This is a genomic window from Steroidobacter flavus (assembly GCF_042651805.1).
In the GTDB taxonomy this organism is placed as follows: Bacteria; Pseudomonadota; Gammaproteobacteria; order Steroidobacterales; family Steroidobacteraceae; genus Steroidobacter; species Steroidobacter flavus.
The window spans coordinates 1-15,010 of the sequence record NZ_JBHSDU010000014.1; the positions used below are offsets into that span (position 1 = coordinate 1).

The 15,010-nt window shown below is 62.5% G+C and carries 15 protein-coding genes; 1 reads left to right on the forward strand and 14 read right to left on the reverse strand.

Annotation, left to right across the window (positions count from 1 at the left end; genetic code table 11):
- Positions 1-83: 83 nt before the first annotated feature.
- From ACFPN2_RS22835 to ACFPN2_RS22900, 14 genes are all read right to left on the reverse strand, one after another.
- Positions 84-680: a phage integrase N-terminal domain-containing protein gene (locus tag ACFPN2_RS22835; protein WP_380600915.1), complete on the reverse strand. Its 597-nt coding sequence runs from the start codon at positions 678-680 to the stop codon at positions 84-86.
- A 1,019-nt stretch (positions 681-1,699) separates the two neighbouring features.
- Positions 1,700-1,987 (reverse strand): HigA family addiction module antitoxin, encoded by a 288-nt coding sequence (locus tag ACFPN2_RS22840; protein ID WP_380600917.1) that lies wholly within the window; start codon positions 1,985-1,987, stop codon positions 1,700-1,702.
- Positions 1,988-2,228: 241 nt separating this feature from the next.
- On the reverse strand, positions 2,229-2,444 hold the full coding sequence (locus tag ACFPN2_RS22845) for a hypothetical protein (protein WP_380600918.1): 216 nt from the start codon (positions 2,442-2,444) through the stop codon (positions 2,229-2,231).
- A complete protein-coding gene (locus ACFPN2_RS22850; protein ID WP_380600920.1) occupies positions 2,441-2,821 on the reverse strand; it encodes a helix-turn-helix transcriptional regulator in 381 nt (126 codons plus the stop codon). Before ACFPN2_RS22850 ends, ACFPN2_RS22845 begins: the two co-directional genes overlap by 4 nt.
- A complete protein-coding gene (locus ACFPN2_RS22855) occupies positions 2,818-3,045 on the reverse strand; it encodes a hypothetical protein (RefSeq protein ID WP_380600922.1) in 228 nt (75 codons plus the stop codon). The genes ACFPN2_RS22850 and ACFPN2_RS22855 overlap by 4 nt, the downstream gene beginning before the upstream one ends.
- 569 nt (positions 3,046-3,614) lie before the next feature.
- A complete protein-coding gene (locus tag ACFPN2_RS22860; protein WP_380600924.1) occupies positions 3,615-3,797 on the reverse strand; it encodes a hypothetical protein in 183 nt (60 codons plus the stop codon).
- Between the two features lie 467 nt (positions 3,798-4,264).
- A complete protein-coding gene (locus tag ACFPN2_RS22865; RefSeq protein WP_380600926.1) occupies positions 4,265-5,992 on the reverse strand; it encodes a PQQ-dependent dehydrogenase, methanol/ethanol family in 1,728 nt (575 codons plus the stop codon).
- A gap of 55 nt (positions 5,993-6,047) precedes the next feature.
- Positions 6,048-6,644, reverse strand: a complete 597-nt coding sequence (locus ACFPN2_RS22870; protein WP_380600928.1) for a QcrA and Rieske domain-containing protein — start codon at positions 6,642-6,644, stop codon at positions 6,048-6,050.
- Between the two features lie 18 nt (positions 6,645-6,662).
- A complete protein-coding gene (gene aldA / locus ACFPN2_RS22875; RefSeq protein WP_380600930.1) occupies positions 6,663-8,096 on the reverse strand; it encodes an aldehyde dehydrogenase in 1,434 nt (477 codons plus the stop codon).
- Positions 8,097-8,112: 16 nt separating this feature from the next.
- Complete coding sequence (locus ACFPN2_RS22880) at positions 8,113-8,961, reverse strand: transporter (RefSeq protein ID WP_380600932.1); 849 nt, start codon at positions 8,959-8,961, stop codon at positions 8,113-8,115.
- A 274-nt stretch (positions 8,962-9,235) separates the two neighbouring features.
- The gene (locus ACFPN2_RS22885) at positions 9,236-11,239 is read right to left on the reverse strand and encodes a sigma-54-dependent Fis family transcriptional regulator (RefSeq protein ID WP_380600934.1); all 2,004 of its coding nucleotides are present in this window, start codon (positions 11,237-11,239) and stop codon (positions 9,236-9,238) included.
- 56 nt (positions 11,240-11,295) lie between these two features.
- Positions 11,296-12,744 carry a LutB/LldF family L-lactate oxidation iron-sulfur protein gene (locus tag ACFPN2_RS22890; protein WP_380600936.1) on the reverse strand — a complete coding sequence of 483 codons (1,449 nt, stop codon included), beginning with the start codon at positions 12,742-12,744 and terminating at the stop codon, positions 11,296-11,298.
- Positions 12,741-13,424: a LutC/YkgG family protein gene (locus ACFPN2_RS22895; RefSeq protein ID WP_380600938.1), complete on the reverse strand. Its 684-nt coding sequence runs from the start codon at positions 13,422-13,424 to the stop codon at positions 12,741-12,743. Before ACFPN2_RS22895 ends, ACFPN2_RS22890 begins: the two co-directional genes overlap by 4 nt.
- Positions 13,421-14,197, reverse strand: coding sequence for a (Fe-S)-binding protein (locus ACFPN2_RS22900; protein WP_380600939.1), 777 nt, complete (start codon positions 14,195-14,197; stop codon positions 13,421-13,423). Before ACFPN2_RS22900 ends, ACFPN2_RS22895 begins: the two co-directional genes overlap by 4 nt.
- 93 nt (positions 14,198-14,290) lie before the next feature.
- Between ACFPN2_RS22900 and ACFPN2_RS22905 the strand changes: the two genes are divergently transcribed.
- Complete coding sequence (locus ACFPN2_RS22905) at positions 14,291-14,989, forward strand: FadR/GntR family transcriptional regulator (RefSeq protein WP_380600941.1); 699 nt, start codon at positions 14,291-14,293, stop codon at positions 14,987-14,989.
- Positions 14,990-15,010: the final 21 nt, after the last annotated feature.

Here is a 15,010-nt window from a genome sequence, read left to right on the forward strand (position 1 = left end):
GCCGTGCTTCTTCCGCTTCGTTGAGATCAGGTGGGAACGATCAGCGCAGAGAAGTGCGCGCTATCGCCAGAAACAGGCGGTTTTTAACAGCCATCAACAGCAGGATGTACTTGGCGCATGCGTCCGCCTTTGGTGCCCTCCATCACGCTCGCACAGCCTCGCTCGGTAAGCTCGCGGTGCAAGCGGAGAAGCGTATCGCTCCGGCCGGCACGGATGGCTTCGAGTTCGCGAAGCCCGAGTGCTCTTTGCATCTCCAGAATTGCGCCCATGTCCGGCCTGCCCAATCGCTCCGCGCGCTCCTGAAACGCCCGAATCTCGGCGTCCGACAAAGGCTCTTTGGTGCCTTTGCGGCTTCCCTGGGCAATCCCGAGCGCTCGATTGCTATAAGCGGGATTGTCCGCCAGTCCTTGCTTACCGATGTGCCTCAGTACTGCACGCAGATGGCCCATCTCTTTGTCGATCGTTCGGCTTGCAATGCCGCTCGCGAGCCGACGTTCCACGAACGCCTGTAAATGCTTGCCGCCAATCTGCGCCGCGCAGTGAATCCCGAAGTTCGTTTCCCGCATGACCCTGGCGAACGTTCGGAATGTTCCGCTTCGCGACTCCTGCGTCTTATGCGAGCGACCCAATAGATAGTTGATCCTCTGAAGATCCGCCTGCAACTCAGTTTTCTTACTCATCACTCTCCTACCTCGTCACTACGATCTGCACATCCGGGCAATCCCGGCAGGAAACATTTCCTGCCTTGATCCATCGCGAGCAGCCGGATGTGCTAGTCCGGTCTGGTGAGTTTCGTGGCCTCACAGCAGCACGTGCCGGTGGCATGTGCTGCTGCTCACGCATGAGCGTGAGATCGAGGCTGCCCTTGGCGGGCCGCTCGCGGTAGCTGACATCGACGAAAGGAGCTTCATTGCGAAGCTATGGTTGATTGCGTCCGTTGCAGACGCGGTGCCACTTTCTCGCATCGGCGAAAATGCGTTGCGGTGACAGTAGGTTGCGGCAGTGAGCCGTGTGCGTCACTTTCTCGGCGTCGCCGAAGACAGTGACGCACGCCTGGAGGAATGCTGCTGTTGGCGCAGCTTTGTGTAGTTACGTTGTTATAAGAATAGTTGCCGCAGGAGACGACCGCTGGACAGCGGATTGGAGAAGGAAGGCGTCAGCGCCTGAGTGATGAGTCATGACCACAACTTTATCGGCTGCGCAGCTCTGCCTGGTCTAAAGCTGCTTTGGGGTTGCCTGCAAACGCAGGCGGGGTTACGACGATGCCCTCGTCGTCAGGGAATAATCGTCGAGGTCGAGAATGCGCCAGCGGCTAGCGATCTGCAAACTTTCATCGTGAGTCCGCGCGCTTTGTGCCTGCTGAGTTCCGCCGAAGGCCGCGCGGCAGCGATTGACGATTCCGGTCGCTAACCTTTGCGCAGGTGCGGCGCTCGAACGCTGCCCGCGCCCGTGGACCACCGACTCTCTCCCCTGGAAAACCTCCTGGTCCGGCTGCGGCAAGGCCCTACCGCGCGCTGTGAGTTGAGAACATTGGCGGCCTGAATGGCTCCGTGTTCTGTGAAGGCATACGGCAGATGCTTCACGTTGTAGCCCCCACCAATCTTTAAGATCGCAATTTGCGATCTTGAACGTTCGGCGTCGTCGCGGGGTCTTCACGCCGTAGATCGGCGCAAGGTCGCGATCCAGGCTGCCGCCCTCCCTATGCGACTTGCCCCAACTCGATAGGCCGGATCTTCGGACGCTTCCTCTTCTGCGCATGCCAGAGATCGTAGGCCACCTGCATATGCATCCACGTCTCCGCAGAGCCGCCCAGCGCTGCGGCAAGTCGGATCGCCAGTTCCGCGCTCACAGCCGCGCGGCCGTTTCCCACGCGAGAAAGCGCGACGCGAGACACGCTGAGCCGCTTGGCGAATTCGGTCACGGTCATTTCTCGGAGCACGGTGTCCCGCAGGACGCTTCCGGGATGGGGCGGGTTGTGCATCTTCATGATGGATGTTTGCTTGCCGATGGATAGTAATTTGGAGGTTGGCCCTTATAATCGCCGCATCTCCCCGCCGGGCTGCGGACGGCGGAAAAAGGGGCTAAACCTTCGGGTTGGCCCCTTTCCCTTTTCTGGGGCAGCAGGAACGGCCTCAGACGTGCATCTGAGGCCGCCCGGTTGTTGACCGGCTTCGATGCGGCCCCTTACCCCTCCCCCATTTCAATGCGCCTCACGATTGCCGCGGTCATCATTCAGCACCGCCTTGCGCGGCGAAGTACGCGGTAAGCGCTTCCAGAACCGCTTCGACGAGTGTTCGAGCCGATCTGATGACGGAAGCGATGGCGCCCGGAAATCGCTCGATGTTCTCCGGTTGCACCAAGTCTTCCGCGACCTTGAGCAGATCAACTGCTTGCTTCAGGCAGACCAGCTCATCAGTGATGGGCCTATTCGCGCCGCCGCTCATCTGGCACCCCCTGAGCGACGGCTGTTGCTGTCTTCGAGTACGTCGATTATCCGAATGACAAAGCGCTGTTGCGTCTTCGTCAGCGCCTGCAACCGCCCCGCGTGCCGTACACAACGCGGAGACAGTCGCCCCTTGGGAAGACGTACCGGCTTGGACAGGCCGACCATTTCCTCGACCGAGACCGCGAATATCTTCGCCAGCTTGGAAAGCACGAGCACGGATATCCGTCGTTCACCGACTTCGTATGCAAACACGGCCTGCTGAGAGACGCCTATAGCTCTCGCCAACTCAGCTTGCGTCATGCCGCGCGCCTTTCGCATCGCCGTGACCCGAGCACCGAGCGCTTTGAAGTAGGCGCGGCTTTCTTGCTTGATCATGGCCGCACCTCTATGTCTGCGGCCTCAGACGCGATGAAGCTCACCGCATCCGTCACGTCGTCGATCATCTCCACCACGACGCTGACCGCGTCGGCCAAGCTAAATTTGAATTCCTCCTCGTACTCTGCGACGTATTGGATACACGCCAGGACGGCGGCAGCCTTCTGCAGACGCCGAACCTGACCGTTGAGACGCTCTCTTACCGAATCCTCTTGGTCGCTCATGCCGGCCCGCCCCGCCGCCCCACAATGGGCGGCGCATAGGCAACCAGCGGCGACCGGATAGAATCACCCGTAGCCATGACTGCACCTCGGTTGTGCGGTTGTGGTCAGGCCGTCGCCGGTGTTGACGCACCGGCGGCGGCCGCTCACGGCAGCAGGCAGTCAAAAGCGGGGGTATTTCCGGGGGGGAACTTAGATCAGGCTCTAGCTCTGATTCCGCGCAAATCTCGCGCGATTTGCGCATTTTGGAGGGTCGCCGCCTCCACCAATTTTTCTTTTGTTTTCGCCACCTTCAGTTTGGTGGCAAATTCCCGGGATTGAGGGGACAAATCCCCTCGAATCCGCCGAACCGAGGGGCGCCCCGGGAAGGCGCCAGCTGATGCATGAGTGGCGAGCGTTATACGGCTCCCGGTAGCGCACCTTCCGCGACTCCAGCACGTATCCCCAGCGCCGGTATGGATAGGACAGGTTGATGATCGGTGCGCTGGCCTCATCGAAGAACACGAGATCGTGGCTGATCTTCCCTGCTTCGAATAACGCCTCTCGCAGCTTGAGCTGACGCATCAACAGATCTAAAGCGCGGTCAAAGCGATCTGCTCGGACTGTCGTAACCCTGTGAAGAAACGAAATTCCTCGTAGTTGCCATGGGCCAGGCCAAATTCCTCATGCGAGGCCGCGATGATGATTTCTCCTTCCTGGATCGTAAACGGATCGATGGGCGGACGATCTTTCTTCTGGATCCGAAACGTCGTCAAGCCCGAGGCTGGGTTGTGCTTCTCCGGGTGATCCTTATACGCAAAATCGAAAGCACATCGTCAGGCGCTCACCACGTTGTTATAGGTTTTCATCCTTTTGGTATGAGCGGCAGCAATCGCGGCCAATCGGGAGTACATCGCGCAATGTGCAATGAAACGCTCAAAAACCTGGCCGCAAGTCTCTCCGGGTGCCTTTGTTTGTTCTCGTGGCGGCCTCGAGGTCTCGCACGCGGCCGCTGGTCGAATTGAGTGTGACCTTGCCGCCTCCGGTGGGGAGGTCACACGCGAGAAAATCGAGCGCGGCTGCGAACGGGCTCACTATCTCCTGTGGATCGAATAGCTCCGCCTTCTATATTCCGATTGGGTGAAGGCTATCACGACGGCTTCCCGGCCTATGATCTCGCTTGAGGAAAAAAGGAGCCCGCGGCGACGTCGCCGCGGGCTCCGAAGGGTCGTCAGTAGTCGACTCAGTCACCCAGTGCGAACACCCACACCGAGCCGCCCTCGGGCACGGCCTTCTCCCAGCCGGCCTGGTCGTGCATTTTGCCCTGGATCCATTGCGCGTCGACGCCCCAGCCGGACACCACGGCGATGTACTGCTTGCCGTCGATCGAGAAGCTGCTCGGCGGCGAGATGATTCCCGACGGCGTCGGGAACTCCCACAACAGCTTGCCGCTCTTCGCATCGTAGGCGCGGAACTTGCGATCGTTAGTGCCGCCGGCGAACAGCACGCCGCTCGCGGTCGTGAGGATGGAGCCCCAGTTCCACGAATGTTTATAAGTCTGGCGCCAGACTTCCTTGCCGCCATCGACGCTCCAGGCCTGGATGCCGCCGATGAAGGGGAAGTTGTCGGCGACTTTCAGATCGAGCTTGTTGATGTCCACGCCCGCGGACCACTGACCCGGAATGCGCGGCTGGATCATGCCCGTCAACGTCATGCAATGATTGTCGTTGAACGGGATGTACAGCAGGCCGGTCTTGGGGTTGTACGCTTCGTAGGGCCAGTCCTTGCCGCCCCATAGACTCGGACAGTAAGTCGCGGTCTTATTGGTGGCAGGCTTCGCCGCTTCGTCGTACGTCGGCCGACCGGTTTTGGGATCGATGCTCGTGAACACCGTGTTCTTCACATACGGCGTGGACTTCTGATACGTGATCTTGCCCTTGGCGTCGCGGTCCAGCCAATACAAGTTGCCGTTACGTTGCGCGCTGATCAGGCCCGGCACTTTCTTACCGTTGCGATCGAACTCGACCAGGGTCGGCGCGTTCATGCCGGCCCAGTCCCACGAGTCGTTCCAGTGGTACTGGAAATGACTGATGATGTTGCCGTTGTCCGGATTCAAGGACAGCACCGAGGTGAGAAACAAGTTATCGCCGGGCCGTTGATCGCCGAGCCAGGGCGCTCCGTTGCCGACGCCCCAATAGATCACGTCGTTCTTCGCATCGTAGTTGCCCGGCATCCACATGGTGCCGCCGCCGTTCTTCCACGAATCCTTCCACTGTCCTTGCTGCGGCCAGGTTTCCGAGCCCGGCTCGCCCGGCGCCGGCACGCTATAGCGCGTCCACGCGAGCTTGCCGGTCTGGGCATCGAAGGCCTTCAAGAAACCGCGCACGCCGAACTCGCCGCCGGACGGACCGACGATCACTTTGCCCTTCACGACCAACGGCGCGGAGGTGATGTAGGCACTGTCGGTCTGCCAGTTGCAGACTTCGGCTTCCCACACCAGCTTGCCGGTCTTGGCGTCGAGCGCGCTGATCATGCAATCGATGCTGGCGATGTAGACCTTGTCGCCCCACAACGCCACGCCGCGGTTCGTCATATGCAGCGCGCCGAAGCCCTCCGGCATCTCGCGTTGATAACGCCACAGCACACGGCCGGTCTTGGAATCGAAAGCGAGCACCTGATTGCGTGGCGTCGAGACGAACATGTAGTCGCCGTTGACGATGGCTGGCGCTTCGTGACCGGAACCGACATTGGTCGCCGCCGACCACACCGGGCGCAGCTTGCTCACGTTCTGCGGGGTGATTTGTTCCAGCGGCGTGTAGCTCCAGCCGGCGTAGTTACCCTTGGTCAGCAACCAGTTCTCGGGCTCCGGGTTGGCGAGCCGCGCATCGGTGACCGGTTTGTAGTCGGCGGCCGAACACACGCCAGCGGCGACGGCCGCCGCAAGCCCGGCCAGCTGCAAATATTTCTTCATGCGAGTCTCCTGATCGATCGTTGATGTTTTCTACTTCGTGAGCGCCGGCGTTGAGTCACGTCGGCGGGCCGATCGGGCCATCGAGCCTGCCTGCCACCTCCAGCACGCCGTCCCTGATGACGAGCGGCAGCATCGACAACCGGCGCGTGGCCGGCCCCGCGGTAACGGCGCCCCTGTCCGCCGCGTTGAACACCGATCCGTGACAGTTGCAGACGAGCTGGCTCTGGCTCGGATGCAACGTGGTCACGGGACAACCGTAGTGAGTGCAGATCGCCGAAAAGGCGACGATGCCGTCGGCGGCATTCGGCTTGCTCGACGGCAGCAAGTCCTCGGGCTTGAGCCGAGTGACGACGAGCAGACTCACTCGCGAGATCAGCGCCTTGCCGCTCGCGACATCCAACGGATAAGCGAGCGTCGGCTCCTTGCCGATCTCGATGTCTGCCGGCTTGATCTCTTGTTGCGCGCGTTCGCCCAGCATGAACGCGAGCCGATCGCCCGGCTCCGGCTTCGGGCTGCGCTCGGCTCGTGCCGGACCACTGGGCATACTCGAGGCGATGGCCAGCGCCAACGCACCGGTGAGCATCGAGCGTCGGCCCGAATCAGGCTGCTCGCCGCAGCACTTGCACTGACAACTATGACTGCGTTGATCCATTAATCCCCCTTACCGTGCTCACGGCGTTTGCAGGTAGACGACGTGCGTCTCGGTGAACTCGTACAGCCCATGCTTGCCGTCGGCGCCGCCGATCCCCGACTTGCGGCGGCCGGCATGGAAGCCCTGCATGGCCTCGAAATGTTCGCGATTGATGTAGGTCTCGCCGAAGTTCAGCTCGCGAGCTGCGTGAATCGCCGAGTTGATGTTGCTGGTGAAGATGGACGACGTGAGCCCGTACTCAGAGTCGTTCGACAACGCGATGGCTTCATCGAGATCCTCGACCACCTGGATGGGCAGCACCGGGCCGAAGATTTCCTTGCGCATGATGTCCATGTCGGCACGCGCATCGACGATCAGCGTCGGCTCGTAGTGAAAGCCTTCGAGGTCGGCGCGCTTGCCGCCAGTGATGATGGTCGCGCCATCGCGCTTGGCCTGCTCGACCAGCGCGGACACTTTGTCGAGTCCGATCTGATTGACCAGCGGGCCCATGTGCAGATCGTCGCGCACCGACGGATCGCCGTAGCGCGTGGCCTTGAAGTGTTGCGCGAGACGATCGACCAACGCTTCGTGCGCACCACGCTCGACGTAGACACGCTCTGCGCAATTACAGACTTGTCCCGTATTGATCACGCGCGAGTCGTAGATGGCCTTCGCCGCGAGATCCAGATCCGCGTCGGCGAGCACGATGGCCGGCGCCTTGCCGCCGAGCTCGAGGTTGACGCGCGTGAGATTGCGGCCCGCCGTCTGCATGATCCGGCTGCCGGTCGCGACGCTGCCGGTGAAAGTGATGAGATCGACATTGGGATTCGCGCACAGAGCTTCGCCCGTCGACCGGCCGCGGCCGCCGACCAGGTTGAACACGCCCTTCGGCAGATCGGTGCCCGCGACCAGCTTCGCGAACTCGAACGCGTTGATCGGCGTCTCCTCGCTCGGCTTGATCACGATGGTGTTGCCGGTGATCAGCGCCGGCGCCAGCTTGCGAGCGATCAGGAAGAACGGAAAATTCCACGGCAGGATGCCGGCGACGACGCCGATCGGCTTGCGGAACAGGAAGATGTTTTCATTGCTCCGGTCGCTGGTCAGCACCTCGCCTTCCAGGCGCCGCGCCCATTCGGCCATGTAATCGATGTAGTCGGCGGTGAAGTCGACTTCGACTTGCGCGAGCTGCTGCGTCTTGCCCTGCTCGGCGACGATGATCTTCGCCAACTCAGTGCGACGCTCACGCACCTTCGCGGAGATCTTGCGGAGGTAGCCGGCGCGCTCGATCGGAGCGAGCCTGCCCCACGACGGCTGCGCTCGGCGCGCCGCTTCGACGGCTCGGGCGACGATCGACTCGTCGCTGTCGGGCACCTGCGCCAGCAAGGCGCCGGTGGCCGGATTGAAAACATCTACGAGCCCCGTCGCATCGGCCGCGAACGCGCCGTCGATGAAGTTCTTGTAGAGCTGGGTCATGGAAACTCCTCGTTGCTTACCAGACGTAGGCGTACTTGAGATTGAAGCTGTCGTTGACGCTGTGATTGCGACCGTCGAGCGAGGTCGAATAGCGCAACGAGATGGATTGGTTGTCGAAGGTGTGGATCATCAGGCCGACGCCACCGTCGAGCGCCCAGGCCTCGGGCAAACCGTCGTTGGCGCGGGTGTGCTCGTTGTCCAGCGCGATGAACGGTTCGAGACGCTTGGTCGCGCGATACGCGAAGCGATGATTGCTGTGCCAGGTCAGGCCGGGTTGCACGCCGCTGGTGCGCTCGCCCTGCCAGACGAAGCCGGCATCGCCGGTCCAGCCGAATTTGTCGCCGAGACGCCAGTCCCAGAACAGGCTGGACAGGTTCTTCCAGTTGGTGTCGCTGACGCGCTCGGTGCCGATCGGAATCTGCAGGAACGACTGGAAGCCCAGCGTGATGTGCGAGCGCGGCCGATACCAGATCGCGAAGCCGGTGAGCGTATCGCCGATGCCGCTGATGTGACGATCGCCCTCGGGCGCCGAGCGATCGCGAATGGCCACGGTGGGCACGATCACTTCCCAAGCCACGCCGATGTTTCGATTCGACTCCGGCGACCAGAAGCGCACGTATTTCGACATGCCGGTGGTTGCCTTGCTGCCGGAGCCAGCCACGCGATCGCCGTCGTCGTTGTAGGCGCGGGCGTTGTCTTGAACCGTCGCGTACTGCACGAAGACGTTGAACGGCTCGAAATCGACCGGAAGCTCGTACTCGCGCGGACCGATCACATCGAACGTGGTCTGCGCTTGCGCGTGCGCCCCCACTCCCAGCAGCGACACGAACGACAGGCGCAACAGCGCGGAGTAACGATGAGTCATGAGCTCCCCCTGATTCGGATGTTTGTTTGCCGGCGGGACCGCGGATCTGAAGACCGCGTTTTCCCATCAGTCGCGAGGGGAATCGCAAGAGCCGTGCCAGGCTCGTCGGGCAGCGCTGAGAGCTCAGCTATGTGCTTGATCGTTAGGAAACATTCCGTGTTTCAGGAAAATCCTGGCCGCCGCGCCCGTCGCGGCGGGATGAAGCAATGAAACACGCGAAATAAACAAGTGTCGCAGTTGAGGTGCGACACTTGTCGCACCTCGGCGCCGAGGATCAGCTGAACTGCGTGGGAGGAACGATGTCGTGCCGCTTCATGCGGCGATAGATGGTGGCGCGGCACAGCCCGAGCTCCTTGGCGGTCTCGGTGATGTTCCAGTGATGACGACGCAGCGCTTCGAGCAATTCATTCGCCGAATCAGCCGCCGCTGATTCCAACGACGCCGCCCGCACTGGCGCCGGCAATGCCAGAGCGGCAGCAGGCTCCGACCCCGAAGACGCGAGATCCACGATCTCCTGCGGCAGATGCCGGATCTCGATCGGCTCGCCCTCCGCGAGCGACAGCGCAAAACACAGCACATTGCGCATCTCGCGCACATTGCCAGGCCATTCATGTCGCAACAGCAAGGCCAACGCCGCATCGCTGATCGACGCTTCGGTCTGCATGGTGCTGGCTTCGGCGCGCAGGATGCGCGTGATCAGAAATTCCTTGTCGGTGCGCTCGCGTAGCGCCGGCAGCGCCAGCGTCGCTCCGCACAGGCGGTAATACAGATCCTCTCGAAACGTACCCGCGCCGATCTGCCGCCGCAGATCGCGGTGAGACGCGGCGATGACATGCAAATTCACATGTACTGGCCGGTCCGCACCCAGCGGCAGGATCTCCCGCTCCGACAGCGTGCGCAGCAGGCGCGTCTGCAGTTGCAATGGCATGTCGCCAATCTCATCGAGGAACAACGTTCCGCCGTCGGCGCGCTGGATCAGGCCCTTCATCCCCTTGCTACGCGCCCCAGTGAACGTGCCGGGCATGTAGCCGAACAGCTCGCTTTCGATGAGCGACTCGGGAATGGCCGCACAGTTGACGGCGATGAACGGCTGATCGGCACGACGACTGGAATCGTGAAGCGCCCGCGCCAGCACTTCCTTGCCGGTGCCGGTCTCGCCCTGAATCAGAATGTTGACCGGCTTGTCCACCAGCCGCGCGGCACGGTCCAACAGCTGTTGCATGCGATGATCTTCGCCGGCGAGCCGCTGCAGAATCTGCTCGCGACGTGGATTCGGCTGCGCACCGCTCTCGACCGTCCGATAGCGCGACGGGGCGGCCTTCGGCGCGATCATCGCCGCGTGATAGCCCTGCCCTTCCCAGGTGGTCACGATGATTCGCTCATCGCTGGCCGTGCCCTTGGTCAGCCGCCAGATGTCGTCGATGCGGGAGCCGAACACGCCGCTCAGGTGATGTCCGACCAGGTTGCCTCGCATCTCCGAGGGAATGTGCGTCGTCTCGAGCAAGCGCAGATTGCGCCGCGCGTCGGCATTGGCGCCGACGATCTTGCCGTCGCGATCCAACGCCAGCATGAGCTCGCCGCACACATCCACCAGCGGGCCGGCGGTGCCCAGTCGCAGGATCCAGTGCTCGCGGAACTGGTGCATGAAGTTGGCGTCTTCGATCATGCGCCCGTACAGCCGCGTCAAATGCCTGATCAGATGCTGGCTCTCACGGACATCCGGCGACGACAGCACCGATACGTCCAGCGCGCCCATGAAGCCACCGAGCGGGTCGAACAGCGGCGTGCTGGTGCAGCTCAGCCCGACGTGGCCGACATAGTAGTGGTCCTCGCGATGACAGGTCAGCGTCGCTTGCTCCGCGATGCAGGTGCCGATGCCGTTCGTGCCGGCATGGATCTCGTTCCAGTTCGCACCGAGCGCGAGGCCGGCGCGCTTCAGCGACTGATCCCAGGTGTCGTTGCCGATGTAGTCGATGGTGACGCCGTCAGCGTCGGTCAATAACAACACATAACCCAGCGCCGAGACGTGCTTGTACAACTGCTCCATACCCGCGCGAGCCACGTGCAGATGCTCTTCGTTCTGTTGGAGGCATTCGCGCAGTCGGCTCGATGTCTCGATGCGCACATCGGGGCGCAGGCCGGGATCGAGCGCGTGCTCGGTTGCGCAACGGCGCCAGGAGCGATGGATCAGGCTGGTATTGGCGTCGAGCGTGGCGAGCGGCTCGTGCGCATGGACCACTCGCAGGATTCTATCGACATGGTGCTGAACAGTCGTCATCTTCCCCCCTTTCGCGCCCGGCCTGGCCGATCGAATGACGCCGGCCTCCGGACATCTTAGCGCCGGACCGCGGCTCGTTTCGACCATTGTTCCCGCAACGAGCGTCGTGCCGGGCGCAGTGGACTGCGAGAGTGGGTCCAACCGGCTTGTCGGCGCGGCGTGAACGCTCTCAGGCGCGACGCCATCCAGGCAAAAGCGCGATACAAGACCGCGTGCGAATACAGAACACGCCACGCCTTCCAAGCAAGCACTTCGGGCCCGCTGCGCGCCGTGCCCTGCCCCTTCAGTCGCTGTTGTTGACCGGCCGGCGGCTCGGCATGCCGGCCAGCCTCGCGAAGTCGCATCAGCAGATTCGGGATCGGAATCCCAACGGGACAGACCTCTCCGCACGCTCCGCACAGGCTCGAGGCGGTGGGCAGATCTCGCGTGGTCGCGAGATTCATGAGATGCGGCGAGATGATGGAGCCGATGGGACCGGGATAGGTCGTGCCGTACGACAAGCCTCCGACACGGGCATAGACCGGGCAATGATTCATGCACGCTCCACAGCGGATGCACTGGAGCGTCGCCCGGAAGTTCGCCTCCCGATAAGCTTGCGCGCGGCCGTTATCGAGCAGGATGAGATGCACTTCCTTCGGCCCGTCCTTCTCTCCGGGACGTCGCGGTCCGCTGATGATATTGAGATAGGTCGTGACCGCCTGCCCGGTCGCGGAACGCGTCAACAACGTGAACAACGGCGCCACGTGCTCGAGACGCTCGATCACTTTCTCGATGCCCGTGATCGCGATGTGGACGTCGGGCACGCTGGTGGCGAGCCGGCCGTTGCCTTCATTTTCGACCAGCACCAGCGAGCCGGTCTGCGCCACCAGAAAGTTGACACCGGAGACGCCGATCTTCGCATTCCGGAATTCGTCGCGCAGCGCGCGGCGTCCGATCGCGATCAGCTCGGACACGTCTTCCGTGTACGGCTCGTGTGGCAAATGCTCGGCGAAAATTCGCGAGACATCCGCCTTGGTCTTGTGAATGGCCGGCATGATGATGTGACTGGGCCGGTCGCCGTCGAGCTGCAGGATGTATTCGCCCATGTCGGTCTCGACACAGGCGATGTCGTGCTCGGCCATGCGATGGTTCAGCTCGATCTCCTCGCTGACCATCGACTTGCCTTTGACCATGCGCCGCGCGTCGTGGCGACGGGCGATGTGCAGAAAGATCTGGTTGGCCTGCGCGGGATCTTCCGCCCAATGCACGATCACGCCGTTCGCGGCGAGCCGTGTCTCCAACTGTTCCAAGAGCTCTGGCAAGCGCGCCAGCGCGTGCTTGCGAATGTTCTCACCCAAGGCCCGCAGCCGCTCGAACGCCGGCCGATCCGGAAACTGCGCCGCGCGCTTGTCGGTCAGATAATCCATCGCGCCCCGAAAACTCTGGCGCAGGGCGGCGTCGGCCAATGTTTGTTTCGCGTTGGCTTTGAACGCCAGCGGATCGGCGACCGGATGAGGATGACTCATGCCTGCTCCTCGCTCCGGATCAACAGAATCGTCAGTTGCTTCGGCCCGTGCGCGCCATACACCAGCAGGCGCTGAATATCCGCGGTCTTCGAGGGACCCGTGACCAGCAGCGCATTCGTCGGCAGGCCCTCGGACCAGCGCTGAGCGAGTATGGCGGAGTACAGCGTGTCGTGCAGCTGATCGACATGCACGACCGCGATATGCAATGGCGGAACCAGCGACAGCGTTCGCGGCTCATTGCCGTTCGGCCAGAGGATCAGGCTGCCGGTTTCGACGATGCCGCCTCGCGTGGTCGTGATGCCCGCGTCCATCTCAGCGAACAGCGTCGCTTTGAAGCGGTCGAGCGATTCGTCGTACCAGCATAAACATTCGGCACCGACGGTCGAGGCCAACGAGGTGCTCAGCTCGGTATCCCGTCCCGCCAGCAACCGTTTCACGCCCTTGACCTCCAGCACCGATAACAGCGCGACCGGCCAGTCTGCGAGCGTCGTTTCGATCACTTCTGCCTGCCACCCACGCGCCCGCTCCACAAATTGCGCGACCCGATCCGCCGTCGACGCAGTGAATGACTGGGCGTAGTAGCCATCGAGGTTCGGTGGCCCAACCTGCTCGGCAGGCATGGCCGAACGCAGCCGGGAAAAGATTGCGCGACGCGCGGTATCGATGGATGCATCTTTCACAGGATGACTCCGTCGTCGGGGAGCCTGTCGCGCAACAAGCTCGCCACATGCCGACCTCGGAGCGGCATGCCGCGTTTTTCCAGCGTGGTGTTGAGATTGAGCAAGCAGCCGCAATCGGCGCTGACGAAGGAATCACAGCCGCTCGCGGTGAGCGCGGCGACTTTGTCGTTCGCCATCGCCGCGGAGATTTCCGGATGCTTCACGGAGAATGTGCCACCGAAGCCGCAACACTCGGACTCGTGATCCTGGATAAGCAAAGTCACGCCCGGCAAGCCCGCGAGCACCTTGCGGCCGCTCGACAGCGCGCCAGTCTCTCGACGCGCGCTGCAGGACGTATGCAGACAAACTTGCTGCGATTTCCTCTTGAGCTTGCTGAGATCGATCCGGTCCGCGATGAAGTCGGTGAACTCGACGACGCGCGCGGAGATGTCGGACACCCGGCTGCGCAAGGCGGCGTCCTCGCCACACAGATGCGGCCAATGATGCCGCATCATGCCCATGCAGGAGCCGGACGGCACGACGATGGGTAGCGGCGCTGGAAACAACGTCAGCTGCGCTCTCATCACTTCGCGTGCCTCTTCCGGGAAGCCGCTGGTGTAGGCCGGCTGGCCGCAACACGTCTGGCTTTCGGGGAACAGGACCTCGAAGCCGGCGTGCTCCAGCACCGCGATGGCATCCATGCCCGCGTCGGGATAGAACAGGTCGATCACGCACGTCGCGAAGAAATAGACTTGTGGGCGAGACGCCGGCGCGGCTTTAATGGACGGACTCATAGAGCAGTGGGTGGCTTGGGGCGGACGCATTCTGAGGCCCGGGCGTGCCCCGGGCACATTGGTCCGACCAGTCACGCGCCCAGCCGTAACGTCATGAAAACCCAGGTTCAACAAGTCATTCGCCATCTGGAGCGCGCCGTCCTCGGCGGCACCTTCACGCCCGCTCAGCGCATCCCGTCGGAGCGAACCCTGGCGCTCGAGCTGGGCGTGTCCCGCTCGACCGTTCGCGAGGCCATCGCGATCCTGATCTCTCGCGGCATGTTGACGCGCCGGCAAGGCGACGGCACGTATGCGGTGGATCGGTCCGAACATCGCATGGCGCAGATCTGGGTCGACATGTCACAGCAGCATCCAGGGCTGCAGGCCGACCTGGTCGAGTTCCGCTCGATGGTGGAGAGCCGCGCCGCGGAGCTTGCGGCCAAACGTTACGATCAGCAGGATCGCAGGCGTCTCACCGATGCCCTCGCCGCGGTCGACGCGGCCTACTCGGGGAATCAACGGGAAGAACAGATTCGCAGCGATGTGGAGTTTCATCGCGCCATCGCCGACGCCACTCATAATCCGCTGTTCTCTTATTTGATGTCGTCACTGCTGAAGCTGCTGCATGAACACGTGCAACTCAGCCTGGCCGGACTCGAGCCGGAATCCCCGACGGCGCAGCAGTTGCGCAATCAACACCGCGCATTGGCCGCCGCCATTCTGGCTCGCGACGTCGACAACGCACGAGTCCTCGCGAGCGGCCACATGCAATTCGTGGCCACGCAGCTCAACGCACTGACCCGCGATCGTTAGCGCTGACGCCTCGCAGCCGAG

Excerpts from the sequence above, each read along its gene's own strand:
- ACFPN2_RS22900 (WP_380600939.1), bottom strand. The coding sequence starts at position 14,197 with ATGAGTCCGTCCATTAAAGCCGCGCCGGCGTCTCGCCCACAAGTCTAT.
- ACFPN2_RS22855 (WP_380600922.1), bottom strand. The coding sequence starts at position 3,045 with ATGAGCGACCAAGAGGATTCGGTAAGAGAGCGTCTCAACGGTCAGGTT.
- ACFPN2_RS22885 (WP_380600934.1), bottom strand. The coding sequence starts at position 11,239 with ATGACGACTGTTCAGCACCATGTCGATAGAATCCTGCGAGTGGTCCAT.
- ACFPN2_RS22870 (WP_380600928.1), bottom strand. The coding sequence starts at position 6,644 with ATGGATCAACGCAGTCATAGTTGTCAGTGCAAGTGCTGCGGCGAGCAG.
- ACFPN2_RS22865 (WP_380600926.1), bottom strand. The coding sequence starts at position 5,992 with ATGAAGAAATATTTGCAGCTGGCCGGGCTTGCGGCGGCCGTCGCCGCT.
- ACFPN2_RS22905 (WP_380600941.1), top strand. The coding sequence starts at position 14,291 with ATGAAAACCCAGGTTCAACAAGTCATTCGCCATCTGGAGCGCGCCGTC.
- ACFPN2_RS22835 (WP_380600915.1), bottom strand. The coding sequence starts at position 680 with ATGAGTAAGAAAACTGAGTTGCAGGCGGATCTTCAGAGGATCAACTAT.
- ACFPN2_RS22890 (WP_380600936.1), bottom strand. The coding sequence starts at position 12,744 with ATGAGTCATCCTCATCCGGTCGCCGATCCGCTGGCGTTCAAAGCCAAC.
- aldA (WP_380600930.1), bottom strand. The coding sequence starts at position 8,096 with ATGACCCAGCTCTACAAGAACTTCATCGACGGCGCGTTCGCGGCCGAT.
- ACFPN2_RS22845 (WP_380600918.1), bottom strand. The coding sequence starts at position 2,444 with ATGAGCGGCGGCGCGAATAGGCCCATCACTGATGAGCTGGTCTGCCTG.
- ACFPN2_RS22880 (WP_380600932.1), bottom strand. The coding sequence starts at position 8,961 with ATGACTCATCGTTACTCCGCGCTGTTGCGCCTGTCGTTCGTGTCGCTG.
- ACFPN2_RS22850 (WP_380600920.1), bottom strand. The coding sequence starts at position 2,821 with ATGATCAAGCAAGAAAGCCGCGCCTACTTCAAAGCGCTCGGTGCTCGG.
- ACFPN2_RS22840 (WP_380600917.1), bottom strand. The coding sequence starts at position 1,987 with ATGAAGATGCACAACCCGCCCCATCCCGGAAGCGTCCTGCGGGACACC.